This window comes from Streptomyces sp. ITFR-16 (assembly GCF_031844705.1).
Classification (GTDB): domain Bacteria; phylum Actinomycetota; class Actinomycetes; order Streptomycetales; family Streptomycetaceae; genus Streptomyces.
On record NZ_CP134609.1, the window covers coordinates 2,922,623 to 2,946,563 of the forward strand.

The 23,941-nt window shown below is 71.5% G+C and carries 26 protein-coding genes; 7 read left to right on the forward strand and 19 right to left on the reverse strand.

The features are described 5' to 3' along the window. Positions 1-99: 99 nt before the first annotated feature. Both RLT58_RS12810 and RLT58_RS12815 read right to left on the reverse strand, forming a co-directional pair. Positions 100-1,422 (reverse strand): RNA 5'-3' helicase PhoH2, encoded by a 1,323-nt coding sequence (locus RLT58_RS12810; protein ID WP_311310524.1) that lies wholly within the window; start codon positions 1,420-1,422, stop codon positions 100-102. A gap of 311 nt (positions 1,423-1,733) precedes the next feature. Then, a complete protein-coding gene (locus tag RLT58_RS12815; protein WP_311310525.1) occupies positions 1,734-2,495 on the reverse strand; it encodes an isoprenyl transferase in 762 nt (253 codons plus the stop codon). A 196-nt stretch (positions 2,496-2,691) separates the two neighbouring features. On the opposite strand from RLT58_RS12815, the gene mgrA reads away from it, so the two are divergent. Further along, entirely contained in the window at positions 2,692-3,741 is a 1,050-nt protein-coding gene (gene mgrA, locus RLT58_RS12820; protein WP_311310526.1) for an L-glyceraldehyde 3-phosphate reductase, read from the forward strand. 292 nt (positions 3,742-4,033) lie between these two features. Here mgrA and RLT58_RS12825 read toward each other — a convergent pair whose 3' ends face one another. The 4 genes from RLT58_RS12825 to RLT58_RS12840 form a co-directional block, all read right to left on the reverse strand. After that, positions 4,034-4,564 (reverse strand): hypothetical protein, encoded by a 531-nt coding sequence (locus tag RLT58_RS12825; RefSeq protein ID WP_311310527.1) that lies wholly within the window; start codon positions 4,562-4,564, stop codon positions 4,034-4,036. Between the two features lie 104 nt (positions 4,565-4,668). Further along, the gene (locus RLT58_RS12830) at positions 4,669-5,127 is read right to left on the reverse strand and encodes a hypothetical protein (RefSeq protein ID WP_311310528.1); all 459 of its coding nucleotides are present in this window, start codon (positions 5,125-5,127) and stop codon (positions 4,669-4,671) included. Positions 5,128-5,196: 69 nt separating this feature from the next. Beyond that, the gene (locus RLT58_RS12835) at positions 5,197-6,030 is read right to left on the reverse strand and encodes a class I SAM-dependent methyltransferase (RefSeq protein WP_311310529.1); all 834 of its coding nucleotides are present in this window, start codon (positions 6,028-6,030) and stop codon (positions 5,197-5,199) included. 67 nt (positions 6,031-6,097) lie between these two features. Next, positions 6,098-6,928 (reverse strand): prepilin peptidase, encoded by an 831-nt coding sequence (locus RLT58_RS12840; RefSeq protein WP_311310530.1) that lies wholly within the window; start codon positions 6,926-6,928, stop codon positions 6,098-6,100. 104 nt (positions 6,929-7,032) lie between these two features. Here RLT58_RS12840 and RLT58_RS12845 point away from each other — a divergent pair, with 104 nt between their 5' ends. After that, entirely contained in the window at positions 7,033-7,413 is a 381-nt protein-coding gene (locus tag RLT58_RS12845) for a DUF192 domain-containing protein (RefSeq protein ID WP_311310531.1), read from the forward strand. A 28-nt stretch (positions 7,414-7,441) separates the two neighbouring features. On the opposite strand, the gene RLT58_RS12850 is transcribed toward RLT58_RS12845, so the two are convergent. Further along, a complete protein-coding gene (locus RLT58_RS12850; protein ID WP_311310532.1) occupies positions 7,442-8,209 on the reverse strand; it encodes a hypothetical protein in 768 nt (255 codons plus the stop codon). 279 nt (positions 8,210-8,488) lie between these two features. Here RLT58_RS12850 and RLT58_RS12855 point away from each other — a divergent pair, with 279 nt between their 5' ends. Both RLT58_RS12855 and RLT58_RS12860 read left to right on the forward strand, forming a co-directional pair. Next, on the forward strand, positions 8,489-10,483 hold the full coding sequence (locus RLT58_RS12855) for a hypothetical protein (protein ID WP_311310533.1): 1,995 nt from the start codon (positions 8,489-8,491) through the stop codon (positions 10,481-10,483). A gap of 45 nt (positions 10,484-10,528) precedes the next feature. Further along, positions 10,529-11,107: a hypothetical protein gene (locus tag RLT58_RS12860; RefSeq protein WP_311314502.1), complete on the forward strand. Its 579-nt coding sequence runs from the start codon at positions 10,529-10,531 to the stop codon at positions 11,105-11,107. A 14-nt stretch (positions 11,108-11,121) separates the two neighbouring features. On the opposite strand, the gene RLT58_RS12865 is transcribed toward RLT58_RS12860, so the two are convergent. Continuing rightward, positions 11,122-11,715, reverse strand: a complete 594-nt coding sequence (locus RLT58_RS12865; RefSeq protein WP_311310534.1) for a hypothetical protein — start codon at positions 11,713-11,715, stop codon at positions 11,122-11,124. 333 nt (positions 11,716-12,048) lie between these two features. On the opposite strand from RLT58_RS12865, the gene RLT58_RS12870 reads away from it, so the two are divergent. Then, entirely contained in the window at positions 12,049-12,612 is a 564-nt protein-coding gene (locus tag RLT58_RS12870; protein ID WP_311310535.1) for a GNAT family N-acetyltransferase, read from the forward strand. Positions 12,613-12,661: 49 nt separating this feature from the next. Further along, positions 12,662-13,165: a DinB family protein gene (locus RLT58_RS12875; protein WP_311310536.1), complete on the forward strand. Its 504-nt coding sequence runs from the start codon at positions 12,662-12,664 to the stop codon at positions 13,163-13,165. Here the strand turns inward: RLT58_RS12875 and RLT58_RS12880 are convergent. Together RLT58_RS12880 and RLT58_RS12885 are read right to left on the reverse strand one after the other, a co-directional pair. Next, a complete protein-coding gene (locus RLT58_RS12880) occupies positions 13,162-14,091 on the reverse strand; it encodes a YihY/virulence factor BrkB family protein (RefSeq protein ID WP_311310537.1) in 930 nt (309 codons plus the stop codon). The genes RLT58_RS12875 and RLT58_RS12880 overlap by 4 nt on opposite strands. A gap of 157 nt (positions 14,092-14,248) precedes the next feature. Beyond that, positions 14,249-14,866 carry an RDD family protein gene (locus RLT58_RS12885; RefSeq protein WP_311310538.1) on the reverse strand — a complete coding sequence of 206 codons (618 nt, stop codon included), beginning with the start codon at positions 14,864-14,866 and terminating at the stop codon, positions 14,249-14,251. Positions 14,867-15,086: 220 nt separating this feature from the next. Between RLT58_RS12885 and RLT58_RS12890 the strand changes: the two genes are divergently transcribed. After that, positions 15,087-15,824: a YqjF family protein gene (locus RLT58_RS12890; protein WP_311310539.1), complete on the forward strand. Its 738-nt coding sequence runs from the start codon at positions 15,087-15,089 to the stop codon at positions 15,822-15,824. 24 nt (positions 15,825-15,848) lie between these two features. Here the strand turns inward: RLT58_RS12890 and RLT58_RS12895 are convergent, their stop codons facing one another. From RLT58_RS12895 to RLT58_RS12935, 9 genes are all read right to left on the reverse strand, one after another. Then, on the reverse strand, positions 15,849-16,379 hold the full coding sequence (locus RLT58_RS12895; protein ID WP_311310540.1) for a hypothetical protein: 531 nt from the start codon (positions 16,377-16,379) through the stop codon (positions 15,849-15,851). 22 nt (positions 16,380-16,401) lie between these two features. After that, a complete protein-coding gene (locus RLT58_RS12900; RefSeq protein WP_311310541.1) occupies positions 16,402-18,042 on the reverse strand; it encodes a polymorphic toxin-type HINT domain-containing protein in 1,641 nt (546 codons plus the stop codon). 106 nt (positions 18,043-18,148) lie between these two features. After that, positions 18,149-18,793: an OmpA family protein gene (locus RLT58_RS12905; protein ID WP_311310542.1), complete on the reverse strand. Its 645-nt coding sequence runs from the start codon at positions 18,791-18,793 to the stop codon at positions 18,149-18,151. Next, the gene (locus RLT58_RS12910) at positions 18,793-19,371 is read right to left on the reverse strand and encodes a hypothetical protein (RefSeq protein WP_311310543.1); all 579 of its coding nucleotides are present in this window, start codon (positions 19,369-19,371) and stop codon (positions 18,793-18,795) included. Before RLT58_RS12910 ends, RLT58_RS12905 begins: the two co-directional genes overlap by 1 nt. A 57-nt stretch (positions 19,372-19,428) precedes the next feature. Beyond that, positions 19,429-20,022, reverse strand: a complete 594-nt coding sequence (locus RLT58_RS12915; protein WP_311310544.1) for a pilus assembly protein TadG-related protein — start codon at positions 20,020-20,022, stop codon at positions 19,429-19,431. Positions 20,023-20,030: 8 nt separating this feature from the next. Next, positions 20,031-20,264 carry a hypothetical protein gene (locus RLT58_RS12920; RefSeq protein WP_311310545.1) on the reverse strand — a complete coding sequence of 78 codons (234 nt, stop codon included), beginning with the start codon at positions 20,262-20,264 and terminating at the stop codon, positions 20,031-20,033. A 203-nt stretch (positions 20,265-20,467) separates the two neighbouring features. After that, complete coding sequence (locus RLT58_RS12925) at positions 20,468-21,547, reverse strand: response regulator (protein WP_311310546.1); 1,080 nt, start codon at positions 21,545-21,547, stop codon at positions 20,468-20,470. A 42-nt stretch (positions 21,548-21,589) separates the two neighbouring features. Next, positions 21,590-22,996, reverse strand: a complete 1,407-nt coding sequence (locus tag RLT58_RS12930; RefSeq protein ID WP_311310547.1) for a sensor histidine kinase — start codon at positions 22,994-22,996, stop codon at positions 21,590-21,592. A gap of 50 nt (positions 22,997-23,046) precedes the next feature. Continuing rightward, positions 23,047-23,934, reverse strand: a complete 888-nt coding sequence (locus tag RLT58_RS12935) for a DUF5936 domain-containing protein (protein WP_311310548.1) — start codon at positions 23,932-23,934, stop codon at positions 23,047-23,049. Positions 23,935-23,941: the final 7 nt, after the last annotated feature.

Here is a 23,941-nt window from a genome sequence, read left to right on the forward strand (position 1 = left end):
CCCGTTTGGCGCACATGAATTGCGGAAATGGCGCCGCAACGCGAAGCCGCCCGGCTAAGCTCCTTGGCTCGCCGGGCGGCTCAACTCTCCCAACTCGTATCAGATCTGGCCTTCCTCCAGCATTTCGGTCACCAGTGCGGCGATACGGGAACGCTCCGAACGCGTGAGCGTCACATGCGCGAAGAGCGGATGCCCCTTCAGCTTCTCGACCACGGCGACCACTCCGTCGTACCGGCCGACCCGCAGGTTGTCCCGCTGGGCCACGTCATGGGTGAGCACGACGCGGGAATTGGTGCCGATACGGGACAGAACGGTCAGCAGGACGTTCCGCTCCAGGGACTGCGCCTCGTCGACGATCACGAAGGCGTCGTGCAGGGACCGGCCCCTGATATGGGTGAGCGGCAGGATCTCCAGCATGCCGCGCCCCAGGACCTCTTCGATCACCTCGCGCCCGGAGACCGCCGAGAGCGTGTCGAAGACGGCCTGGGCCCAGGGGCTCATCTTCTCGGCCTCGCTGCCGGGGAGATAGCCGAGCTCCTGCCCGCCCACCGCGTACAGCGGACGGAAGACCATCACCTTCTTGTGCTGCCCGCGCTCCAGCACGGCTTCGAGGCCCGCGCAGAGCGCCAGCGCCGACTTTCCGGTGCCGGCCCGGCCGCCGAGCGAGACGATGCCGACGTCCTGGTCCAGGAGGAGGTCCAGGGCGATGCGCTGCTCGGCGCTGCGGCCGTGGATGCCGAAGGCCTCCCGGTCGCCTCGGACGAGGCGGACATTGCCCTCGGGCGTCACCCGGCCGAGCGCCTTGCCGCGCTCGGACTGGAGGACCAGTCCCGTGTGCACGGGCAGCTCCGCCGCCTCGGGGACGTACAGCGTCTCCTCGGTGAAGAGCAGATCCACCTGTTCGGCCGAGAGGGGAAGCTCGGACATCCCCGTCCAGCCGGAGTCGGTGATGGCGAGCTCGGCGCGGTACTCCTCGGCGAGGAGGCCGACCGACGAGGCCTTGATCCGCAGGGGCAGGTCCTTGGAGACGACCGTGACGTCGTACCCCTCGGCCTGGAGGTTGCGTGCGACCGCGAGAATCCGTGAGTCGTTGTCCCCCAACCGGTAGCCGGCGGGAAGGACGCCGGGATCGGAGTGGTTGAGTTCGACGCGCAGCGTCCCGCCCAGGTCCCCCAGGGGGATCGGGGCATCCAGCCGGCCGTACCGGACGCGGAAGTCGTCCAGCAGGCGCAGGGCCTGCCGGGCGAAGTACCCGAGCTCCGGGTGGTGCCGTTTGGCCTCCAGTTCCGTGACCACGACGATCGGGAGCACGACTTCGTGCTCGTCGAACCGGGCCATGGCGTTCGGATCGGCCAGCAGGACGCTGGTGTCGAGAACATAGGTGCGCCTGTCGGGCATGCGGCGCTTTGTGCTGGTCACCACGGAAGGACGTACCCCCTCGGAAGAGGTTGGGGTGCGACGGCGTCGCGGAGCATCCCAAAGGGAGAGGACGGACCGGGCTCCGGCCACCTTGCGCGGGCCGAGCGCCGGCCCTCCGCGTCAGCCGCACTGTATGTACGGTCCTTCGTGTGCAAAGGGCCTCCCGGGCGAGCGGACTCCATGCCGCTCACTTGGACACGACGTCCGCCTGGTTGATGACCGGACGTCGACCTGTCAGGGGTATGCCCTCGAACAGGCCAAGCCATGCCGACCCCGCCACTTCCGGGGGAAGGTCCCGCGGGCGGTCGCCTGCCTCAGCCGCCGTAGCGCCGGTGACGTGCCGCGTAGTCGCGCAGGGCCCGCAGGAAGTCGACCCGGCGGAAGGCCGGCCAGAAGACCTCGCAGAAGTAATACTCCGAGTGCGCGCTCTGCCAGAGCATGAATCCGGACAGCCGCTGCTCGCCGCTGGTGCGGATCACGAGGTCCGGGTCGGGCTGCCCGCGGGTGTAGAGGTGCTCGGAGATCAGGTCGGTGGAGACGATCTCGGCCAGGTCCTCGAACGAGGTGCCCTTGGCGGAGTGGTCGAGCAGCAGCGAGCGGACCGCGTCCGCGATCTCCTGGCGGCCCCCGTAGCCGACGGCGACATTGACCAGTATCCCGTCGATCCCGACCGTGGCCTGCTCGGCCTCCTTCAGGACCGTCTGGGTGTGCGCGGGCAGCAGGTCGAGCGTGCCGACGTGGTGGACCCGCCAGCGGCCGTCCGCGGCGAGGCCGCGCACCGTGTTCTCGATGATCCCGAGCAGGGGGGTCAGCTCGGACGCGGGCCGGTCGAAGTTGTCCGTGGAGAGCAGCCAGAGGGTGACGACCTCCACATCGGTCTCGCTGCACCAGCCCAGGAGCTCCTGGATCTTGTCCGCACCGGCCTGGTGCCCCTCCGCGGCCGTACCGCCGGACGCCTTGGCCCAGCGCCGGTTGCCGTCGAGGATGACGCCGATGTGCTTGGGCACCTGGGCGTGATCGAGGCGGGCCTCCACCCGGCGCGCGTAGAGCCCGTACACCAGGTCGCGCAAGTTCACTGAGTCCACCTCTCGGTTCCGTGCGGGCCCGCCCGCCCCGCTGCCCGGGGGCCGGGGTCGTCCCCCTGGGGACCGACGCACCGGAAGGGGGCGATCGCCCCGCCGTGCCCTGGCGGTCCCGAAGCCGCCACATTACTGCGCAGGCGCCGCACCGGCCCAACCCGGCCCGTCACAAGTCCGTGATAAGGAGAGAAACGTGACTGATTCCTCTTCCTCCGCCTCTCCCTACAGTGCCGCCGGCACGCGCTACGACTCCATGGAGTACCGGCGCACCGGCCGCAGCGGCCTCAAGCTCCCCGCCGTCTCGCTCGGCCTGTGGCACAACTTCGGCGACGACCGCGCGCTCGACGCGCAGCGCGCGATCCTGCGCCGGGCCTTCGACCTCGGGGTGACCCACTTCGACCTGGCCAACAACTACGGACCGCCGCCCGGCTCCGCCGAGCTCAACTTCGGCAAGCTCTTGCGGCAGGACTTCGCCCCGTACCGCGACGAGCTGGTCATCTCGACCAAGGCCGGGTACGACATGCATCCCGGCCCGTACGGCGAGTGGGGCTCGCGCAAGTACCTCCTGTCGTCGCTGGACGCCTCGCTGAAGCGGATGGGGCTCGACTACGTCGACATCTTCTACTCGCACCGCTTCGACCCGGACACCCCGCTGGAGGAGACGATGGGGGCCCTGGCCTCCGCCGTCCGGCAGGGCAAGGCGCTGTACGTGGGGGTGTCCTCGTACAACTCCGCGCAGACCGCCGAGGCTGCCCGGCTGCTCCGCGAGACGGGGGTGCCGGCCCTGATCCACCAGCCGTCCTACTCGATGATCAACCGCTGGACCGAGGACGACGGGCTGCTGGACACCCTGGAGGCGGCCGGCATGGGCTGCATCTCCTTCGTGCCGCTCGCCCAGGGCCTGCTGACCGGCAAGTATCTGAAGGGCATCCCGGAGGGCTCGCGCGCCACGCAGGGCAAGTCGCTCGACCCGGGCCTGCTCTCGGACGAGGTGGTCCGCCGGCTGAACGGGCTCAACGACATCGCGCGCCGGCGCGGCCAGTCGCTCGCCCAGCTGGCCCTCAACTGGGTGCTGCGCGACAGCCGTATGACGTCGGCTCTGATCGGCGCGTCGAGCGTGGGGCAGCTGGAGGAGAACGTGGCCGCACTGGCCGGTCCGGCGCTGTCGGCCGAGGAGTTGAAGGAGATCGACACCTTCGCCGTGGACACCGCGGGCACCAACATCTGGGCGGGACGGGCCTGAAGGCCCCCCGGCCGCTCGCGCGGTACGGGCCCGGACACGTCCGGGCACAAAAAAACGGGCCGGTCCGTGGGGGGGGGTTACGGACCGGCCCGAGGGGGGTTTCCACCATAACCCTTCGTAAGTGATGCTGCGTGCCACGCCACGAAATAATTACTCTCCGAGAGTGCGGCACTGCGCTGCGAGCACGGAATCCGGCCTCTCGCGCCGCCCCCAGCTGCACGGACGTCCCGAGGCGCCGCCTTGACGCCGGACTCGCCCGCAGGACGTGCACAGGATGCGCACATTCCGGTGGTCAGTGGCCGCCCTGCGGCTTCACACAGCCGGTGCCCTCCAGGTAGACGCCGTGCACCTCGGCGTTGACGAGACCGTTGACCACGCCGTCCAGCGATCCGTCCAGGCAGAGGCGGCCGATCTCGACGGTGAACGAGGTCCGGTGCTCCCCGAAGGAGCCGGTGGTGATGGTCCCGTCGGCGTAACCGAGCCCCTTGAGCGCCTTGAAGACGGCGGCCTCGGTGCTCCTGCCTTCCTCGGCGAGCGCGGAGAGCCCCTGCCGCACCTTCTTCACCTCGGCCGCGCCCCGGGTCCGGTCGGCGGGGGTCAGCCGGGCGGTGGACTGGAAGGCGTGGTTCTCGGCGTAGTGCGGATTGGCGTCGCCGGGACCCTCCTCCCCGTACAGGGCCGGGCCGCCCGGCGAGGGGGCGCCGGTGGCCACGCCGGAGCCGGAGCCGGAGAAGTGTTCCGTGCCGCAGGCGGCGAGGGCCGGCAGCAGGGCCAGGAGGGCCGCGCCCGCCAGGACCCGGGCTGTGTGTCTCGCGGAGGTCATGGGGCCGAGTATGGGACAGGGCCTGGCCCGATGGGCCGATGGTTTCCGCATCATGACGACGCGACGCGCAACCGTGACCCGGCCCCGGGTCCTCTCACCCGGCGTCAGGTCGGCGCGGGGGCGCCGCGGTGGCCCCGGGTGAAGCGGATGCCCACGGTGTCGCCGCCGATGACCACGAAGCGGCCGCCCTCGCAGCGGATCACGGCCTCGTGCACCTCGCCCCGGTCGTCCCGGCGCTCCTCGGTGCGCAGCACCGTCCAGCCACCGGGGGGCGGCTGCGGAAGGGCGGCCATGGTGGCGAACTCCCACTGAGCGGCGGGGACACACCAGTCGGGCAGTTGCGGCCAGGTGCCGGCGCCGACGTGCAGGGTGCCGTCGGACGCGCAGGTCAGGACCACCGACTGCCCGTCGCCGAGCAGGAAGGCGACGGCCTCCGGCTCCCCCATCCGGCCCTCGGGCCGGTAGAAGATGCCGAGGACGCCGACGATCCGGGCGCCCCTGAGCCATTCGGCGTTGCCCTGGCGCGGGCCGCGCGCGCCCTCCTCGTCGTGTCCGACCCTCATGGCCCCGCTCCTTCCCCATGCGCTCAGCGACCAGAGTGCCATCCTTCGGCCCGCGAAGGGGGCCCGCTCTCACCCGGGTTTGCGCGCCTCGACGAGAAAGCGGGTGGTGTGGGCGAGGAACGGGCCCTCGGTCTCGATCCGGTGGTGCAGCGCGGCCAGTTGGGGGCGGTACCGCTCGACGGTGAAGCCGGGCACCATCCAGATCACCTTGCGCAGGAAGTAGACGACGGCGCCGATGTCGAAGAACTCGGTGCGCAGCCGCTCCGTCCGCAGGTCGACGACCTCGAGTCCGGCGGCCTCGGCGGCGGCGCGCGCCTGCTCCGGGTCGCGTCCGGCGCGTACCTCCGGCGGCTGCGGTCCGAGGAAGTACTCGACGAGTTCGAAGACGCTGGCCGGGCCGACCTGCTGGGAGAAGTACGTGCCCCCGGGGGTCAGCACCCGGGCGATCTCCTGCCACCAGGTGGTCACCGGGTGCCGGCTCACCACCAGGTCGAACGCCTCGTCGCCGAAGGGCAGCGGCGGTTCGTCCGCGTCCGCGACCACCGCGGCCCCGCGCGGGTGCAGCAGGGCGGTGGCGCGGGCGATGTTCGGCGGCCAGGACTCGGTGGCGACGGTCAGCGGCGGCAGCTTCGGCGCGGAGGCGAGGACCTCGCCGCCGCCCGTCTGGATGTCCAGGGCCGCGCTCGCCCGGCCCAGCCGCTCGGCCATGGCCCGGGCGTACCCCCAGGAGGGGCGCTCCTCGGTGGCGCGGCCGTCGAGCCAGGAGAAGTCCCAGCCCTCAACGGAGACGGTGTCGGCCTCGGTGACCAGCGCCTCGAACCGGTCCTGCTCCGACGAGTGGGGCAGGTCCGGCCGGGTCGTGCCGGGTGCCGTCTTCCGGGGGTCTTCGCTCGCTGCGGGCATACCGGCATGGTCGCAGCCGCGCTCCCCGGCCGCGACGCAATATCGCGGCGCGGCGGGGGCGTCCGGGTCAGGCGGCCAGGCCGCCGAACAGGAGGCCCAGCAGCGCTCCCGCGATCATGAACGGGCCGAACGGGATGCCCGTCTTGCGCCCGGCGCGCCGCATGGCCACCAGCGCGATCCCGTACACCGCGCCGAACAGGAACCCGGCGAAGCCGCCGGCGAACACCACCGCCCAGCCGTACCAGCCGAGGGCCACGCCCAGGGAGAGGGCGAGCTTGACGTCGCCGAAGCCCATCCCGTTCGGGTTGATGAGGAAGAGCAGGAAGTAGAACGCCCCGAGCACCACCCCGCCGAGCAGGGCGGACAGCCAGGAGCCGGCGTGCTCCGGCAGCAGTGCGGCGATGCCCAGGAGGACGGCGGCGGCCCCGGCGGCCGGCAGGGTGAGCCCGTCGGGGAGCCGGTGGACGCGGTGGTCGATGGTCGCGAGGAGCACGGCGACGGGGGCCAGCAGCAGCCAGGCGGCCAGTTCGGGGCGGGTACCGGTGGTGGCGGCGAGTGCGGCGCAGACCAGGGCCGTGACGACGGGGGCGAGGCGGTGGGGGGCGTAGCGGGGGCCGCTGGGCGGCTGCGGTGCCGTGCCGCCCGCCTCGGCCGCGGGCTCCGTCCCGGGGTCCGGCCGGCCGCCGGCGGGGGTGCGTACCGCGGTCGCCTCCGCGCAGGCCGTACAGCGCGTGGAGCCGAGCCAGCCGCGGGCGGGCCCGGTGAGGGCGTGGCCGGCGGGGCAGGTGTCCCGCCAGGCGTCGTCGGGCGCGACGGAGAAGCGGTAGGCGGCGCGCGGGACCAGCAGTCCGGCCGCGGCTCCCCAGAGGGCGGCGGCCGCTATCAGCATGGCGTACACGCCACCGATCCTAAGGGGCCGCGCCGACAGGGGTCTTGGGCCCGTGGGCCCACTGACGGCGATACGGGTCACGCGGGCCGCCGGGCGGCGCTACCGTCGTGGCCATGGCCCGATGGCGCAATGGAACAGGGACTCTGACGATCACGGACCGGGACGGCGAGGGGGAGATCCGTGTGCCGCTGCGGATCGCGGCCTCCTACCGGCACCGGGCCCGGGGGCTGCTCGGCCAGGACGGCATCGACGGCGCGCTGATGATCACGCCGTGCGGGAGTGTGCACTCCTTCCGGATGCGGTTCACGATCGATGTGGCCTATCTGGACCGGAAGTTCAACGTCGTGGCGGTCCACACGATGAAGCCGGGGCGGCTGGGGCTGCCCCGGCTGCGCGGCCGGCACGTCATCGAGGCGGAGGCCGGGGCGATGGCGGCGTGGGGGCTGCGGCCCGGCGTGCAGGTGCGGATAGCGCAGACCGGCGAGGGCGGCTGAGAGCCGGGCGGCCGGGGCAGCCGGGCCGTCAGGGCAGCTTGGCGGCCTGGGCGGCGACGAGTTCGGCCGGGAGCTTCGGGGTCGTGGGTTCCAGGAAGTTGGCCACGTAGAAGGTCACGACGGTCGACCCGGTGCGCACCAGCTGGAAGACCAGCGGCACCTTCTCCCCCTCGATACTGCCGGTGACCTGGTAGGCGACGCTCTCCTGGCCCGCGCCGGGCAGGGCGAGCTGCTTCACCTCGGTGTACGTGGAGGGGCCGTCCGGACTCGACGTACGGAAGCCGCCCGCGCAGGCCCGGACCGCGTCCCGCACGCCGCGCATCAGCTGCTGGGCACCGTCCTGGCGGTGCGAGGTGAGGATCTCGGTGACCACGGTCTGGTCGTCCTCGCCCTCCTCGGACTTGTCCATGACGGTCCGGAACACGGTGGCGGCCGGGGCGGGTTCGGGTGCTCCGTTGATCACCGCGACGAGCGGGCGGCAGGCGGCGCTCTCGGAGCGTTCGGTGCCGGTCTCGTCGCCGCCCTGCATGGGCGTGACGTCGTAGCCGCGCACCTCCCCCGTGGTCAGCGCCACTCCGGCGAGCTGGGCGCGGGTGAGTACCTTGCCGCTGCTGGTGGGGGCGGCGGAGCCGGAGGCGGCCGGGTCCGGTGCGGTGGAGGCGGTGTGGCTCGTCCCGCCGCTCGGCGCGGGCTTCGCGTCCTTCCCGTCCTTCGCGTCGTCCGACGGGCCGCAGCCGACGGCCGACACGACGAGCGCCACCGTGACGGCCCCCAGGGCCGCCGTCCGTGCCTTCATGTCCCACAGCTCCTGCCACCGACACTCGTACCGCCCGGACTGGCACGCTAACAACCCTTGCCGCGCGCGGGCTTGGGCCCAGGGGCCCAAGCCCGCGCGGACCGGCTCACGCGCCCGGCGCGCGGGCGGACCCCGGGCGCGCCACCTGCCCGTGCTTGGGCCCGGGATTGGGGCCGGGGGCCCGGGTCAGGGCCCTTGCTCCGGCCGTACGCTCTCGCCACACCCGGGGGACGCGGTGCGAGGTTCCGGGATGCGTACGGACGTCGGAGAGGGAGAACCGTGAGCGGTGGCAGCGGCTGGGGCAACGGAAGCACGGGGCACATACCCCCGGGGCACGGTCCCGGCCGGACGGGTGGCGGGAGCGGGGGCGGGGTGTTCTTCCCGCTGGCCCGCAGCTGGGCCGTCGGCGTCGTCGTCTATCTCATCGCCGGATACCTGGTCTCCCGGGGACTCGTCCAGATGCTGGCCACCGAGGACCGGCTCGACACCTTCGCCTGGCGGCTCGGGCTGCTGCATGTGCCCGCCGTCCTGACCACCGTGCTGACGGTGCTCGCGGCCGTCCGGGTGCTGCCCGACGAGCAGCGCGAGTCCCGCCCGGTGTACGTCGCGGCCGCGCTCGGCGTCCCGCTGGGCGCCCTGTGCTACGGCTACGCGATGTCCTGGCAGGTCGCCGAGATCGAGGGCTTCGTGATGCCCGTCGTCGCCCTGGCCACCGGCTCGGCGGTGGGCATCGCCGTCGACCGGCTGATGGAGGACGGCGACGCGGAGACCGCGCCCTCCTCCCCGTACTCCTGGCGCGACGGCGGCGCCACCGCCACCGAGTACCTCGGGGTGATCATCCTGGCCACGGCCGTGGTCGGGGCGCTGATCACCACCGGGGTCGGCCCCGCCGTCAGCACCCGGTTCCGCTGCGCGATCGGTTCCGTCCTCGGGTCGGGCGGCGGCTGTGCGAGCGGCGGCTCCGAGGCGCAGCCGAAGACCGACGCCGACTACGAGCCCGACCAGTGCCAGATCTCCAGCGTCTCCGACACCGCGGGCGCCAAGGTGAAGATCGGCTGGTTCGAGTGGGGCAACGAGTACGGCTTCCAGGAGGAGGTCAGCCGGGCCAAGACCGACGTGAACAAGGACGGCAAGGTGGACGACAACGACAAGGTCGTCACCATGACGTTCACGGACGCGGCGTCCGTCGGGGCGAGCGGCAAGGCCGGCGGAAAGATGGGCAAGTTCGGCAAGGCGGAGGTCGATGTCGGCGGCGGGATCAAGATCACCAACGGTGACACCTGGGTCTTCAACAGCGAGGAGGACGCCGCGAAGATGAGGGACGACATCGAGGAAATGAAGATGTGGGAGACCTCCACCAAGTACAGCGGCGGCTACGGCGGCGGCTGGTACTCGGGCATGAAGTGGGCCGAGAAGAAGGAGGACGTCGAGAAGAAGATCGGCGACAAGAAGATCTCCTACTCGACCATCGGCCTCAACGTGTACGCGGAGGGCGGTCTCTCGGTCAGCCCCGGCGACGAGTCCGAACTCGGCGCGAAGCTCGGCGGCAAGGCCAAGTTCGCGCCCGATGTGACCATCACCAAGGACGACATCAGCGGCAACGAGTCGTACACCTACAGCGCCAAGCTGGAGCTGGAAGCCAAGGCGTCCGGCACGGCCGGGCCCGTCACCGGTTCGATCGGCGGCAAGCAGAACAGGACCGGCTCGCTGACGGTCACCCGCGACCAGAAGACCGGCAAGATCGTCCGGATCGACATGACGCAGACCGTCGAGAACAGCGGGTCGGCGACCGGCAAGGTCGAGGACGGCGCCGACAACGGCGAGAAGGGCAAGGACAAGCGCGGCGCCAAGGGCGGGGTCAGCGAGACCGACACCGAGTCCGGCATCGAGATCAGGACCAACTCGATCGTCTTCGGCAAGGACACGGACAAGGCGACCGAGGACAAGCGGGCCGTCGCCGAGCAGTGGCTGGACGGCTCGGGCGACAACACCGCCCCGTTCTCCTACATGTTCGGGGACCACTCCCTCCAGGAGAAGCCCGCCGGGAACGACCCCTTCGAGCAGATGATGTTCCAGGACGGCCTGTCCACCGACATGAGGTACCACGGCGAGACGGACGCCCAGGAGTTCGGCTTCGAGATCTCGCTCGGCATGAGTCTCGGGATGACCGTCACCGACGAGCACAAGAAGGAGACCCTGACCGACGCGCAGTTCCTGGGTGCCCCGCAGGGCGGCAGGCGCACGTACCTTCCGTACAGCTACTGCGCCAACTGACACCGCGCACGACGCACCACCACGAGGCGATAGGCGATGACGACGATGAAGCGCTCCCGGGTACTCGGCGCGGCCGCGGCCGCCGCCCTCGGCCTGGCCCTGCTCACCGGCTGCGGCGGCGACAAGGACGCCGCGGCCGTCCCGGACGGCTGGGCCACCCTGGACACCGGGAGCCTGTCCGTCGGCTATCCGAAGGACAAGGGGTACGCGGAGCAGCCGGCCGCCGAGCGCGCCAAGGCCAACGCGGCGGTCGCGCTCAAGGAGGAGGCGGGGCTGCGCACGGGCATGGTCTCCGTCCAGCTCGACTTCGCCGAGGGCGTCGACGACGCACAGGAGGCGGCCGCCGCGGCGGGCGCCGGCATCGGCCTGGGCGCGACCCGCAAGGACACCTCGGACGTGGAGCTGGCGGGCGAGGAGAGCGCCCGGCAGGCCCGCAGGATCGACTACGAGTTCACCTCGTCCGGCAAGGAGCGGACCCCGGCCAGGGGCACCCGGATGACGGGGGTCGTGGTGGCGGGCGTCGACTCGCACGACGTGCCGTTCGCCGTCCGGATCAACGCGGTCAAGGGTGCGCTGAGCGCGGACGACCTGGACGCGTTCGTCGCGTCGATCACGGTCAAGTAGGGGCGAGCGCCCGGCTACCGGGTGGGCACGTCGCTGCCGTAAACGACCCAGGGCGACTGCTCGAACGAGCTCACGCCGGACAACTGCGGCTGGATGTCGGCCACTTCGGGGAGGACGGCGAGGGTGTCGGGCCAGCAGTCGAAGTAGACGGCCCCCTTGACGATGAAGCCCCGCCAGTCGGTGGCCGCCGACGCGCCCTCCCGGTCGACCACGAACCCGACGCAGAGCAGCGAGGCCCTGCCTATCGCCTCGCGTATCGCCCTGACGGCCCCCTCCTCCTCGGAGCGGCTGAGCCCGCCGAGCGCGAAGTGCAGGGACACCGTCCCGTCGTCGTTGCGTCTGACCCGGGCCGGGACCTCGGCGCCGCTGCGCTGCCAGAGCAGGAAGTCGACCTGGTCCAGGCGTTGCAGCCCGGCCAGGAGCACCAGCTGGTCCCGGGTCACCCAGGACTGGGTGCCGCACGGCTCGGCTCCGGGGCTGATGAGGGTGATGCGCCGGGTGACCGGGTGATCCGCCCGCAGACCGGCCGCCTCCAGGTCACCGAGGAGCGACTCGGCGTCGGGGCGGCTCCAGCCCAGGTGGTACGAGTAGAAGAATCCGTCGGCCATCGACACGTCACCTCATACATATCGGGCAGCCCGCTCCACCCGGGCACCGGCCGGATGAGTGGTGACCGCTCTGCTGGTCAGGGAGAGCGCAGGCCCGCGCGCGCCGGAACATGCCTGCTCAGCCGCTTTTGGCGGTGCGACAGGCGGCCCGTGGCGGGTCGTTTCCGAGACTAAGGGAACCCCCTTGTCCTGGGCGTGGGCCCACGGACCCACGGGCGGACCCCAAGAGTCCGCAAGAGCGGCGAAGGCCCGTCCGCCCGGGCCGCGCGCCCGGCTCGTAGACTCCCCCGCACCATCGATCGGTTGGGGAAGAGCGGGGGGCGCGGGGTGGACATGCGGGTCCGACAGGCGGGTGGCGACGAGGTGTTGGCGCACCGGGACGGGGTGCGCCGGACGTACGCGGAGGCCTTCGCGGGTCCGCCGTGGCACGAGGACCCGGCGCTGGCCGAGGGGTACGTGGAGCGGCTGGCCGAGGACGCCGGGCGCCCCGGGTTCACGGCCGCGCTCGCCCTCGGCGGGGGCGGGGAGGGCGCGGACGCGGTCGTGGGGTTCGCGACGGCCTGGACCACGCCTGCCCCCTTCCCCACCGGCCGCAGCTACGGGGTCGTGGCCGAGGCCCTGGGCCCGGAGCGGACGGCCGACTGGCTCGTCGGGGCGGTCGAGGTGAACGAGGTCGCGCTCAGCCCGCACGCGCGCGGGACGGGGCTCGCGGCGCAGCTGCTGGAGGCCGTCACCGGAGAGGCGCCGAACGGCCGTTGCTGGCTGCTGACCTCGCTGCGCGCCGAGCCCGCGGTGCGGCTCTACCGGCGGCTCGGCTGGCGTCCGGTCTCCGGTCCGGCGGGGACCTCGGACCTGGTGGTGTTCCTCGGGCCCCGGCACCCGGCGCCGCGCGCGTGACGCATAAGCCGTGGACAACACCGCGTCCGACCGGGGAGGGTGTGCGGCGATGACACGCACCGATTCGCCTCCCGCCTGGGACGAGCGCACCCAGCTGACCACCTTCCTCGACTACGCCCGCGCCACCGCGCTGGCCAAGTGCGAGGGCCTGACGCAGGAGAACGCCGTCCGGGCGCCCCTGCCCGGCTCGCCCCTGATGACGCTCGCGGGGATCGTCAACCACCTCCGCTGGGTCGAGTACTTCTGGTTCGAGGTCGTCTTCCTCGGCCTCGATGACAAGGGCCCGTGGACGGACGAGGACCCCGACCGCGAGATGCGGATCGCCGTCGACATGCCGCTCGCCGATGTGCTCGCGGAGTACGAGGAGCAGAGCGTCCGCTACCGGGAGCTGGTCGCGGCCCACGACCTGGACACCCCGGCCGAGCAGCCGCGCCGGGACGGCCGCCACCCCGACCTGCGCTGGATCGTCCTCCACCTCATCGAGGAGATCTCCCGGCACAACGGCCACATCGACATCATCCGGGAGATCGTCGACGGCACCACGGGCGACTAGGCCGACCGGCTCTCGTCGCGCCGGGCCCGGTTCAGCTCCACGTTGAACTGGGCCCCGGCCAGCAGGGCCAGATTGGTGAACCAGACCCAGATCAGGAACACCACGAGACCCGCGAGTGAGCCGTACAGCCGGCTGTAGGAGCCGATGTACGTCGCGTACAGCGCGAAGCCCGCCGAGGCGACCAGCCACAGCAGCGCCGCCAGCGCCCCGCCCGGCAGCGCCTGCCACGCCCCGCGCGCCGACGCCGGTCCGGTCCGGAACAGGACCGTGATCAGACAGGCCACCAGGCAGAGCAGGACCGGCCACTTCAGCACTTCCCACACCGCGTCCCCCAGATGCGCCAGGCCCACCCGGTGCCCCAGCCAGCGGGCGAGCGGCCCGGAGAGCACGAGGGCGAAGGCGCTGGTCATCAGGAGCAGCAGCAGCCCGATCGCGGACGCCACGATGATGTGCGCCTTGCGCAGGGCGGGCCGGGTGTCCGGGACCCCGTGCATGGCGTGCAGCGCGCGCCGGAACACGGCCAGATAGCTGGACGCGGACCAGACCGCGCTGAGGGTGCCGGTGGCGACCAGCAGCCAGACCGCGGTGCGCTGCTCCGTGGCCGCCTCCAGCGGCCGGCGCAGCGCCGCACCCGACTCGGCGGGGGCGAAGGCGGTGAAGTCGGCGATCAGGGCGTGCGTGGCGTTCGGATTGGCGAGACCGATCACGGACACCGTCACCAGGAGCGCGGGCAACAGCGCGAGGATGGCGTAGTAGGTGAGGGCCGCGGCCCAGTCCGAGAGGTCGTCGTTCCACAGGGAGACGGGCGTCCGGCGCAGGGCGACGGGCCAGTGGCGCACCCGCCCGGTTCTCGTCGGGCCGGTCTCGGAAGGGACGTCCGGGCGCGGCGGGGCCGCGGCGGGGGTGCCGATGAGCTTGCTGAACACGGATGGGCTCCGGGGGGACGTAGAAGGGGCGTGGCCGTACGCCACCGTCGGGCGCCGCCCCCGGCGCGGAACGGGGAGAGGAGCGACGCCGTGGGGTGTCTCTCCTCTTCTGCTCCGGTCCGCGCCCGGTACACCCGATTCCTCCCGCGAAGGTGCGTCACCAGGCGGGCAGGTCCCCCGGGGCCGGAGGCGCGGCGACCTGGCGGGTGAACCGGATGCTCTCCACGACCGTGCCGGTCAGCCGGTCCGCCATGGAGCGGCGGGAGGGCGAGAGTACCGGTACGGCGTTCAGCAGGAAGACCACGACCGAGGCCGCCCAGCACAGCGCGGAGAGCACGACCATGCCCTCGACGAGCAGACAGCACGCCAGCGCGTACAGCGCCACGTCGGCGACGGTGGTGGCCGCGGCCCGCAGCGCCGCACGGCGGGGTGTGCGCTGCGTGATGCGCAGCCCCATCACGGCCTTGCCCAGGGTCCGGCCCGTGAGGGTGATCGTGACCCACTGGTAGAGGAACGTGGCGAGCACGAGCACCGCGAACGCCTGCTCGACATAGCCGACGGTCTTCCTCCAGAGCGAGCCGCCCATCCCCTGGGTCGCGTCGAGCACATCCCCCTTGGAGCCGAGGATCTCCCAGCCGCCCCGGGCGGCCAGCTCGGGCACATCGGTGACGAGTGCGGAGATCCGGTGGAAGGTGAGCACCGCGAGGAGCGAGGCCAGACAGACCACCAGACAGAAGTCGAGGCACCAGGCCATCGCTCGCCGGGACTTGAGCACGGATTCCCCCCGTTGGCACACCACGGACCCGAAGACGCGTCAGGTTAACAGGCGGCGGAGGCGGGCCGGGAGGGACGTCCGGATGCGCGCCACGTCAGCTGCTCCGAGGCTCAGATGTCAGATGCGGGGTGCCGGGAACGAACTCATGACGACCCCCTGTGCGGGCCCGCTGTCCACGCGGAACCGGGCCGGCCGCCGGGCGGCGTGGCACGCTTGCCCCGTGACCACGCCCGCGCCTCTCACACCCGACGCCCCCGACGCCGTCCGCCGTCCGCTGCTCACGCAGGAGTGGCTCGATCTCTGCTTCGTGCACTGGGCGGTCGAGCCGGACGTGGTGGCGGGGCTGCTGCCGGAGGGAACCGTGCCCGACACGTACGACGGGCTCACCTATGTCGGTCTGGTGGCCTTCCGGATGCACCGGGTGGGGTGGCTCGGGCTGCCCGGGGTGCCGTATCTCGGGTCGTTCCCCGAGACCAATGTGCGCCTGTACTCGGTGGACGCGCAGGGGCGGCGCGGGGTCGTCTTCCGGTCGATGGACGCGTCGCGGCTGGTCCCCGCGGCCCTGGGACGGCTGGGCTTCCGGCTGCCGTACGTGTGGTCGCGCATGAGCGTCGAGACCGGCACGGACACCGTGACGTACACCAGCTCGCGGCGGCTGCCCGGGCCGCGCGGGGCCCGCAGTCTCCTCACCGTACGGCCGGGCGGACGCATCGCGCGGCCGACGGAGCTGGAGCACTTCCTGACGGCCCGCTGGGGGCTGCACAACCCGATCTTCGGCGGCACGGCGTACCTGCCCAACCACCACCCCCGCTGGCCCCTGCACCGCGCCGAACTGCTCGTCTGCGAGGAGAATTTGATCGAGGCGGCCGGGCTGCCCGCCCCGCGCGGGGCCCCGGTCAGCGTCCTGTACTCCCCCGGGGTCCCGGTCCGGCTCGGCCGGCCGCGCCGGGGCGCCTGACACCCGGTCCGCGGGCGGCGCCCGTCAGGTGACCGGGAGTTCGGACACGGCCACGTCCGCGGCGAGGACGGCGCCCTCCTCGCCGTACAGCTCCAGCCACCGCCGCTCGTCCGCGGCGTTGCCGACCCTGATGCCGAACGTCCAGGTCGGGTCGAGGAACAGGGTGTGCCCGCCCTCGAAGTCGAGGGCGAGACACGTGCAGACCGCCGGCCCGGCGCCCGGCGCCCGGTAGGCGCGCAGCCGGGTGCAGCGCAGCTCGTCGCGGCCGTCGCCGAAGAGCTGCTCGCCGCAGGAGGCGACGATCACCTCTTCATCGGACTCGGCGAGCACGTCGATGCCGGCCCACTCGACGGCGGCCACCGACGCCGTGGCCAGGTGGTCGTACTGGCCGACGGACTCGAACCTCAGCAGGCCCTCGTCCAGCCGGAGCCAGACGGCGAGGGGCTGCGGCCGGAACTCGGGGACGTCGTCGTCCCGGTCCAGCAGCCCCGGGACGAGGACGTCGCGGACGGGGTGGTCGCGCAGTACCTCGCCGGCCGTCGTCCAACCGCTCATGTCCGCTCCCCGCTCCCGCTTCTCACTTCTTCTTCGGCACCTTCTTGGTGATCACGATGCCGGTGTCCATGCCCTCGCCGGTCTTGAGGGCGGTCCAGAAGTCGCCGTTCTCCTTGAGGACGATCGTCACGCCCTTGCCACGATAGATCAGCCCCTCGGGCTCGCCCTTCTTCAACGTGCCCTTGCCGACCAGCTCGAAAGTGCCGTCCTTGATCGCGTCCGCGATGTCCTTCCGGAACTGCGGGCCGTCCTCCTTGAGCTTCTTGTACTTGGTGCCCAGCGCGTCCTCGACCAGCTTCTTGTGCCGCTGGAAGTGGTCCTTGAACTTCTTCGGATCGCCTTCGCCCACGCTGGGCTCGCGCGCCGCCCCGACCTCCTCCGGCGACATGTCGCAGTCGTTGTTGTGCACGAGCGCGTGCACGGAGCCGATGCCCACGTAGTAGGTGTGCACGCCCTGGACGGTCAGGTCGTACGTGGTCTGCCGCTGGGTGTACCGCGTGACTCCGGTGACCGTCAGCGTGCCGCCGGTCTCGGTGCGCAGCGTGTCGCCGCGGCCGATGTCGCCCGCGTCCTCCCAGCGGCGCTCCCCGCTCAGCCAGAACGGGTGGGTGTCCGTGGCGGTCAGCCGGGCGGGGGCGCCGCCGGTCTCCACGGTCAGCCGGGTGAAGTGCTTGTCGTCGTAGGTGGTGATGGTGCGCTCGACCCGGCGGGCGGCGGTCCTGCCGGTGACCGGATCGGTGGCCGTCACCAGGTCGCCGGGGCGGACCGCCTCGATGGCCAGGGTGCGGCCGTCGGCGAGGAGGACCGGGGTGCCGGCCAGGAAGCTGTGCTTCGCCGGGCACGTGGTCGGCTTCTTCTCGTCCGGCTTGTCGTCCTTCTTCGACGGCGGCTTCTTCTCGCCGTCGAGCTTCTTTCCGGCGTCCTCGAGCGCCTTCTCGGCGCCCTTGACCTTCTTGCGGCTCTTCACGAGCCCCTTGAGCCCGTCGTAGAGGTCGCCGCCGTGCTTCTTGAGGGCCTGGATGAGCTTGTAGGCCTTCTTCCACTTCCAGGGGGCCCCGTACTTGGCCGCGAGCTTCCCGACCGCGCCGCCGATCAGGCTCAGCAGGACGTTGATCAGGGTCTCGGTGCAGGCGCCCATGTCGCCCTTGGTGATGCAGTCCAGTGCGTCGGTGATGCCGAGCTCGTCGGCGAGGATCTTCGCGAGCTCCTTCGCGGCGTCGAGCGCCTTGTCGCCGTTGGACTTCTCGTCCTTCTGCGCGTCCTGGAGGTCCTTGAGCGCCTTGTCGTAGTCGATCTGCGCCGGCGACTTCGGGGAGCCGTCGTCGTTGCGGTCGGAGGCGGCGTCGCCCTTGCCGGTGCCGTTCGTACCGCCGTCCTGCGCCTCGGAGTCGCCGCCCCCGCCGCCGCAGTTGTCGCCGCCGGTGACCTTGCAGACCTCGACGCCCATCTTCTGCGCGAGGTCCGGTCCCACCCCGGTCGCGATCAGGGCACCGACGATCGCCACGACCACCAGGGTCAGGCCCACGTACTCGATGGCACCCTGACCCCGGTCGCGCCGACGGCGGCGCGCTCCCGGCAGGCGTACACGCGTACGCGGAACGGCACGCCGAACCCCCCGGCGCAGCCGGTACAGCCGGCGGCGCATCTCCCCCATGGATGACATGGTCCGACGGTAACTACCGGACGCTTCGGGCGTCTTGGGCCCCCGGGCCCAAATGCCCGGTGCCCGGCCCCGCGAGCGGGACCGGGCACCGGTGAACGACGGGGAGTCAGCTCTTGGAGCCCTCCGCGCGCTGGAAGGAGACCTCCACGCGGCGGTTCTTCTTGCGGCCCTCTTCGTTGCTGTTGCTGGCGATCGGATACTGCTCGCCGTAGCCCCGGATCTCGAACGTGATGCCGGTGCCGCTGAGCTGCTTGTCGAGCACGTTGTGGACGGCCTCGGCACGCTGCTTGGAGAGCACGTCGCCGTGGGCCGAGGAGCCGAGGTTGTCGGTGAAGCCGAAGACCCTGACCTTCTTGGCGTCCTGCTTCTTGATCTCCTCGGCGATGGCCTTGATCCGGCCGTTGGCCTCGGAGCCCAGCTTGGCGCTGTCCTTGCCGAAGAGCACTTCGGCCTGGAGGGCGAACTTGATGTCCGCGTTGGTGTCCTCGCGGCGCTCCTCGCCACCGAGATCCTCGACGACGGACTTGATGTCGAGGACCTTGGGCGGGGCGAGGGTGGCGCCTTCGGGGAGCTTCAGATCCGTGTCGTTCGCGTCGATGTCGACCGGGGCCTCCGCCGAGGCGGAGGGGTAGGGGCTGTCGTCGGCGAAGGCCTGCGGGGCCGAGACGCCCCCCAGGACGACCACCCCGGCAAGCACGGTCATCGCCACACGAGCCCGGGACCGCTCGGTGGTGGTGATGCGGGCGGTCATTAGGAGATCTCAATCGACGCAGTGGTGAAGCCCGGGAACTGCACGTCCACCTTGCTGGTCGACTGGGCCGGTGACGGGAACTGGGCGAAGAACGGCAGGCTCTTGCCCGCGTCGATGCCGGAGTCGTACCGCGTCGTGGTCAGCGGACGGTTGTCCGTGTCCCGCAGTACGTAGTAGCGCTTCTTCGCCTGGGAGTCCACGAGGGTCATGGCCGCGAGCGACGGACCGGTCGCGGCCACCGCCTCCTCCGTACCGCTCCACTGGACCGGTGTGACCACCCGGTCACCGGACGTGTTCTTGAACTCGCCCGTCAGCGTGAGGAAACCGCCGTCGTCCCGCTTGGCGACATGGATCACCATGTCCAGTCCGTTGGCGCCCTTGACGGTCGCCAGGGTCTGGCTGGTGTCCGGAAGGGTCTCCCCTTCGTTCTTCGGCGTCTTGTCGTCGGCCTTCGGCGGTGCGGAGGAGCTCTGAGGAGCCTTGTCCGCGGCGCCCTCACTGCCGTCGTCGCCGCCGCAGGCGGCCACGGACAGCGTCAGCGTCGCCACCATCAATGCCGCGGCACCGGTTCGGCGCATGTTCCTCACGTACCGAGTACTCATTGGTCCAGTTCCTTTGCGTTCATTCGCGGTCGGTCAGTCTTCTGCCAGACGTACGGAAAAGAGATCGGCCATGTCGGGCATGGTCGCCAGGTCCTTGGGGCTGACCGTCCAGACCAGGCCACTGTTGCAGATGACCTCCCCGATGGACGGCGATGTCATGACCGGGTTGGGGATGAACTTGCAGCGGGATTCGACGACGGCCGTGGCGTCGGCCTTCGCCTTCTCCCCCTCCGTGCGCGGAACCAGGTTCGCGCTCATTCCCTTGTCCGACTTCAGATTGACCCGATAGGCCCACCGGCCGTCGTAGAGCGGCCTGCACATGGTGATGCGGGCATCGTTCCGGCCGGCGAAGTCGTAGGCGTTCCCGCAGCCGTTGACGCCCCCGAGGAAGGGGGCGTTGAACGCGGCTATGTAGAACGCCCGGTTCATGACGTTCGCCTTCAACTGCAGCGACATCAGGCTCCGGGACTGCTTGGCGGCGGCCAGCGCCGAGGCGTCCGCCGCGCTCTGCGCGCCGTTGCGCTGCACGTCCGCCTCACCGAACGCGAAGAAGACCAACGCAAGAAAGAGCAGGCCGGTCACCGCTGTGACATACAGCGGTGCGGCCTGCCCGTTCTCGTGCTTCACGCGACTGGTCACCCCTTGAGGACCGAGTCGATCTTCTCCTTGAACTTGCTGGCGATCGTGTCGCCCAGCTTCGTGTTCAGCAGGGCGACCACGATCGCCACCACGAGGATCGTGATGCCGACGTACTCGATCGCGCCCTGACCGCGGTCCCTGCGGCGCTTCATGTGGTCGACGGTGGTGTTGGCCCAGTGGTTCACGTAGACCTGGGTGCGGGTGGCGGCCTTCAGCGTCAGGTCGGTCATGGTGTTCCCCTCCGAGTTCGGCCGACCGGGAATCGGCCGATGCCGTTGCGTAAGTCCTGATGCCGTCCGCGCTTCCGGCTTCCTCCCGGCCGGTCTCGCTTTCGACATGAGAAACGTACGTCGGCGCCGCACCCGCACGCATGGGTCTGCGGACCCAACTGCGGGCCCAGTTCCCCAGTTGGGCCTTCGGGCCCATCATCTGCTCAGCCATGCCTCGTCGACCCCCCGGACGACCTGCGGTGCCAGACGGCGATGGCCTCGCCCCGGCTGCCGGCGTTCAACTTGGCGAAGATGCGGTTGATGTGGTTCTTGACGGTCTTCTGGCTGATGAAGCAGGTGGCCGCGATCTGCTGATTGGTCATGCCCGACGCGATCAGATCCATCACTTCCACCTCCCGTTCACTCAGCTCGGCCGTCACTCCATGGGGTGCCGAAGGGGGAACCCTCGGTGATGAATGTCCCACAGATGGTTGCGCAAGCGAAGCCTTTTGCGAGAATCGTGACGCGACCAACTCACCGCTCTCACCGGGGAGCTGGGGATTCACCGCTCCGACATGGGCGGATTGCCGCGCGGCGTCATGTGCGGATGCAGACACATTCCCCGGGGGCGTCGAGGGGCGGTGGCCCGCGCCCGAGAAGGCGGTGCCCAGGCCCTCCGGCAGCACCCGGCCCTCCTGGCCGGCCCCGCCGCCTCCCCGCACCGACTCCAGCAGCGCGCTGGTGGCCGAGTACGTGAAGTGGGCCCGGCCGTCCTTGGTGTCGCGGACCGCCGAGACCAGCTCGTCCGCGGTGAACTCGCCGTGGACGAGATAGCCGCCGGCGCCCAGCCGCAGCGCCTCGTGGACGATCTCGCTCTCCCGGCTGTACGTCATCATCAGCACCGGGGAGAGCCGCACCAGGTGCGGCAGGGCGGAGATGCCGTCCACGCCGGGCATGCGCACGTCCAGCAGGACGACGTCCGGGCGGTGCCGCAGCGCCATCTCGTACGCCTCGCGGCCGTCGCCGGCCTCCGCGACGACGTCGATGTCGTCGCGGCCGTGCAGCAGGACGGTCAGGCCGGCCCGGACGACGGGGTTGTCATCGGCGACGACCACCCGCAGCGGCCGGGGTGCGGGCATGGCCTCGGGGCCGGGGAAGGCCGGGAACCCGGCGGAGGAATCCGGTACGGGGACACCGGAGGTGGGGGGCGAACTGAGTGGGCTGGGCTGTGAGGACGTGTGCTGCGAGACGTGGGGCTGCTGGGCCCACTGCTCTCCGGAACTGCGGGAAATCTCGTCCGGCATGGCGCCGGCCTCCTCTCTCAGGGAACGGGGACGGTGGGGGATTCATGAGCGGTGGTGCGGTGTGCGGTGGTGCGGGGTCCGGCTGTCGGTACGGGTGGGCTGGCCGGGTATCTGGGTGAGCAGCGGCGGGCGCACCGGGGCGGGGTGCGACGCCGGGGGTGCCAGGTCCATCGCGGCGAGGGACAGGTCGAGGCGGACCTCGGTGCCCCGGGCGGCCTTGCCCCGGCCGATCCTGATGCGGGCGCCTACGGAGGCCGCCCGCTCGACCATGCCGACCAGGCCGAAGTGCCCGGCCTTGCGCAGGTCGGCCAGCGAGGTGCCCGGGGGCAGGCCCTCGCCGTCGTCGTACACGCTGATCCGCACCACGTCCCGGACCAGGCCGGCGGAGACCTCCACCAGGCTGGGGCGGGCGTGGCGCCGGGCGTTCTCCATGGCCTCGGTGGCGATGGTGAGGGCGTGCCGGGCCACGGCGTGCGGGATGAGCGGGACCGGGGCCTCACTGATGCGCCGGAAGACCGCCCGCACGCCCTGGCGGCGGCCGAAGTCGGCCGTCCGGGCGGCGAGTTCGTCGATGACGTCGATGCCGCCGTCGAGGCCGGACTCGCGGCGCAGGTCGGAGAGGAGTTCGCGGGACTCGGCGGCGGCCCGGCGGGCGGAGCGGGCGACCAGTTCGGCCTGGTGCTTGACGGTCATCGGGTCCATGCGGTCGGCCGTGCTGGCCAGGCCGTCCGCCGCGAGGGCCAGGCCATGCAGGGTCTTGGCCACGGAGTCGTGCATCTCGCGGGCGAGGCGGGCCCGCTCCTCCTCCACCGCGCCGCTCACCGCGAGGCGCGCCCGGGTCTCGGTCAGCGCCTGGGACGCGGCGCCGAACCGCAGGAGCAGGCCCCGCAGTGTGCTGCCGACCGCGCCGGCCATGATGCAGAGCCCGACCACGAGCAGCGCCGAGGCATCCGCCTCGACCTTGTCGCTGATGCCGTAGGCGGCGGCCAGCAGCAGGGCCTGGAGGGCGGCGAAGATGGCCCCGCCGCGCCAGCCGTAGACGAGGCCGGCCAGGAGCGGGGTGCAGACCGTGACGTAGGAGAGCGTGGAGCCGGGGGTGGCGGCGAACAGCAGGAGCGCGCCGAACAGCATGTCCACGGCCAGCAGCGCGGGGTGGCGCAGCAGGATCGGGCCGAAGCGCTCCCAGTCACGCATCAGCACGTACGACACCATGACGGTGACGAGCACCGCCGCTCCCACCAGCCAGCTGCCCAGGTCGTCGTGGACGCCGGTGAGCGCGAAGGGGGCGGCCAGCGCGGTCATCGCGAGCCGGAAGCCGAACAGCTGACGGCACAGCGCCTGCAACGCGTTCACCTGGATGGGCAGCGCCGGTACATGGCCCGGTGCGCTCGCCGGGGTCCGCGCGTCGGGGCCGCCGGTCAGGGCGGGTCCGGTCGGTCGGGGGACCACGGTCCTCTCACCTCCTCGTCGGTTCGGTCTCTCACGCGCCGCGGACGGCGTCAGCTGCCGAAGATCTCTCCGACGTTGACGTCGGCCGCGTAGTAGAAGCCCACCGCGATCAGGATCATCGTTCCGGGGAGCATGAAGCTGGTGACGATCAGCGTGGCCTTGGGTACGGCCTTGGACGCCTTGCGCCGGGCGTTCTGCGCGTCGGTGCGGCGCATGTCGTTGGCGATCTGGATCAGGGTGTCGACGATCGGGGCGCCGAGCTCCTCGCCCTGCTGGAGGGCGGAGACGAACATCGACACCTGCTCGGACTCGTTGCGCTTGCGCAGCTGGTCGAACGCCTCGCGCCGGCTGACGCCCATGTCCATCTGCCGCAGGGTGATGCGCAGCTCGTCGGCCCACGGGCCCACGTACTTCTCTGCGACCCGCTCCAGGGCCTGGCGGAAGCCGAGTCCGGCGGAGACGACGACCGCGAGGACGTCGAGGAAGTCGGGGAGCGTCCGGTCGATGTCGTCCTTGCGGCGGTTGATGGCGGACCTGATGATCACGTCCGTCCAGAAGAAGCCGTAGACGAGCAGGATGATCGCCAGGATCAGCTGCCCGTTCATCAGCATCGCCAGGGACGCCAGCGCGCCGAGCCCGCCGTAGACGGCGCGGCGTGCCGCGTACCGGTCGACGGTCATGCCCCCGGGGTTGCCCGCCATGTCCAGCTTGCGGCGGACCTTGTCGACGCGCTTGGGGCCCATCATCGACAGGACGCTCGGGGCGTACCGCATGCCGATGCGGTCGATCGCCGATCCGGTCGCGGTGGTACGGCTGGCGCCGACCTCCAGGGCGACGGCGAGGTCGCCGGGGAGTTTGGCGTCGGCGCGGTACATGCGGATGCCCTGGAAGGCGCCGTAGACGGCGAGTCCGACGACGGCCGCGAGCAGAAGCTCCATGTCGTTT

Bases quoted from the DNA above. Each gene is read 5' to 3' on its own strand.
- RLT58_RS12865 (WP_311310534.1), bottom strand. From the start codon at position 11,715: ATGGCCGACGGATTCTTCTACTCGTACCACCTGGGCTGGAGCCGCCCC.
- RLT58_RS12850 (WP_311310532.1), bottom strand. From the start codon at position 8,209: ATGAAGGCACGGACGGCGGCCCTGGGGGCCGTCACGGTGGCGCTCGTC.
- RLT58_RS12870 (WP_311310535.1), top strand. From the start codon at position 12,049: ATGCGGGTCCGACAGGCGGGTGGCGACGAGGTGTTGGCGCACCGGGAC.
- RLT58_RS12905 (WP_311310542.1), bottom strand. From the start codon at position 18,793: ATGACCGCCCGCATCACCACCACCGAGCGGTCCCGGGCTCGTGTGGCG.
- RLT58_RS12825 (WP_311310527.1), bottom strand. From the start codon at position 4,564: ATGACCTCCGCGAGACACACAGCCCGGGTCCTGGCGGGCGCGGCCCTC.
- RLT58_RS12935 (WP_311310548.1), bottom strand. From the start codon at position 23,934: ATGGAGCTTCTGCTCGCGGCCGTCGTCGGACTCGCCGTCTACGGCGCC.
- RLT58_RS12845 (WP_311310531.1), top strand. From the start codon at position 7,033: ATGGCCCGATGGCGCAATGGAACAGGGACTCTGACGATCACGGACCGG.
- RLT58_RS12860 (WP_311314502.1), top strand. From the start codon at position 10,529: ATGAAGCGCTCCCGGGTACTCGGCGCGGCCGCGGCCGCCGCCCTCGGC.
- RLT58_RS12835 (WP_311310529.1), bottom strand. From the start codon at position 6,030: ATGCCCGCAGCGAGCGAAGACCCCCGGAAGACGGCACCCGGCACGACC.
- RLT58_RS12875 (WP_311310536.1), top strand. From the start codon at position 12,662: ATGACACGCACCGATTCGCCTCCCGCCTGGGACGAGCGCACCCAGCTG.
- RLT58_RS12925 (WP_311310546.1), bottom strand. From the start codon at position 21,547: ATGCCGGACGAGATTTCCCGCAGTTCCGGAGAGCAGTGGGCCCAGCAG.
- RLT58_RS12900 (WP_311310541.1), bottom strand. From the start codon at position 18,042: ATGTCATCCATGGGGGAGATGCGCCGCCGGCTGTACCGGCTGCGCCGG.
- RLT58_RS12830 (WP_311310528.1), bottom strand. From the start codon at position 5,127: ATGAGGGTCGGACACGACGAGGAGGGCGCGCGCGGCCCGCGCCAGGGC.
- RLT58_RS12895 (WP_311310540.1), bottom strand. From the start codon at position 16,379: ATGAGCGGTTGGACGACGGCCGGCGAGGTACTGCGCGACCACCCCGTC.
- RLT58_RS12920 (WP_311310545.1), bottom strand. From the start codon at position 20,264: ATGACCGACCTGACGCTGAAGGCCGCCACCCGCACCCAGGTCTACGTG.
- RLT58_RS12910 (WP_311310543.1), bottom strand. From the start codon at position 19,371: ATGCGCCGAACCGGTGCCGCGGCATTGATGGTGGCGACGCTGACGCTG.